1 protein-coding gene is annotated in these 507 nt (G+C 45.2%); it reads left to right on the plus strand.

From position 1 onward, the window contains the following. Window positions 1-507 (plus strand): 4-hydroxy-tetrahydrodipicolinate reductase (gene dapB, locus HW443_RS12920; protein WP_176238413.1); only part of this gene is annotated, 507 nt, incomplete at both ends.

Genomic DNA, 507 nt, shown 5'->3' on the forward strand with positions numbered 1-507 from the left:
AAAAAAAAAGAAAGGAAATGGTCAAAAGCACAACAAGACTGTCAAAAAATGAGATAAAAGAAATTGAAACCCTTACAAACAACATCCCATGCGTAGTGGCATCCAATATGAGCACTGGCGTTAATCTGCTGCTGAAAATATTGCATGATGTGGCAAGGGTCTTAGGCGATGAATATGATATAGAGATTGTTGAATCACATCACAGATTAAAAAAGGACGCTCCGAGCGGAACCGCACTGAAGATGGCGCAGGTTATTGCTGATGCGGTAAACAGGAATCTTGATGAAGTGGCGGTTTACGCAAGAAAAGGTATTATAGGCGAGAGGACAAAGAAAGAGATCGGCATACAGACAATACGCGCAGGCGACATTGTAGGAGAACACACTGTCCTGTTCGGAGGGCTCGGAGAGAGAATAGAGATAACGCACAAGGCGTCAAGCAGGGATACATTCGCGGGCGGTTCATTAAGGGCTGCGATATGGGTTTCTGGAAACCCGGCAGGGGTTT

Origin of the sequence: Candidatus Hakubella thermalkaliphila (genome assembly GCF_013281975.1) — a bacterium.
Classification (GTDB): Bacteria; Actinomycetota; Humimicrobiia; order Hakubellales; family Hakubellaceae; genus Hakubella; species Hakubella thermalkaliphila.